The sequence below is a fragment of the Bowmanella sp. JS7-9 genome (assembly GCF_004329715.1).
Lineage (GTDB): Bacteria > Pseudomonadota > Gammaproteobacteria > Enterobacterales > Alteromonadaceae > Pseudobowmanella > Pseudobowmanella zhangzhouensis.
This window is the reverse complement of sequence record NZ_JXSY01000017.1, coordinates 1-849: the sequence shown is the minus strand read 5'-3', so window position 1 is coordinate 849 and position 849 is coordinate 1. Positions and strand designations below refer to the sequence as shown.

The following is an 849-nucleotide window of genomic DNA, read 5'->3' as shown; positions in this document are numbered from 1 at the left end:
AAGCGAGGGGCTTTTTTGTTTTGCCTTAAATTTAGGTCAGTTTTAGGACAATTTAGTACCGTACAGCCCTGACCGTTCCCATGAAAAGTATTAAATTAGCAAATGGTTAATTGCATTATGTTTAAATGCACGACTTCCCCTTCGAATTGCTACAGTTTTCCTGCCTAATTATCTATTCGCTGCTACGCTTTTGTCAGAGTTTTTGAGGCAAAAGCTATGCAAAACAAATACATCGTTGCTTTTATCCTTGTCGTGGTAACAGCGTTATGTGGATTCTTCGAACTGCCATTCTGGCTCAGCACTGTATTAATCCTGATTGTCTATCTGGGCGCGCAATTTTTATTGATAGATGGTCAGTCGCAGCAAGCGGAAGTGGCTACACAGGGCATAAGTTCACAAACATCCTCACGCGCACAGAATGCACAACCTATGGCAGAGTCGACAAGTCGGATTGCTATCGGTAGTGCTACGGTATCTCACTTTGTGGATAAACTCTCGAATGTCCTCGCAGAGCAAGTACGAAGTGTCGGCACGATTTCACAGATGGTCAGTGTGTTAGAAAAGGATAATCATGGACTGTTGAGTGATGCAGATTTGGCGCAGTCAAGAATGCTAACCGCTGAGGAAAATACCAAAAAGAGTGCGGCTCTGCTTAAAACCATGGTGGAAAAGCAGCATCGCTTGGAAGGGCAAATAAGTGACACCTCAGAACATTTGCATAAATTACAGGACAGGATCGGCAATATTGTAGCTATTCTCAATACAATCAATCAGTTAGCTGACCAAACTAATATGCTGGCATTAAACGCCGCCATCGAGGCCGCCCGTGCAGGCGATCAAGGCCGGGGG

The 849-nt window shown here is 44.4% G+C and carries 1 protein-coding gene; it reads left to right on the top strand.

Features of this window, described 5'->3' with window-relative positions; all coding sequences use genetic code 11:
• Nucleotides 1-216: 216 nt before the first annotated feature.
• A partial coding sequence (locus TK45_RS16425; RefSeq protein ID WP_305764518.1) for a methyl-accepting chemotaxis protein occupies nt 217-849 on the top strand: 633 nt, incomplete at its 3' end.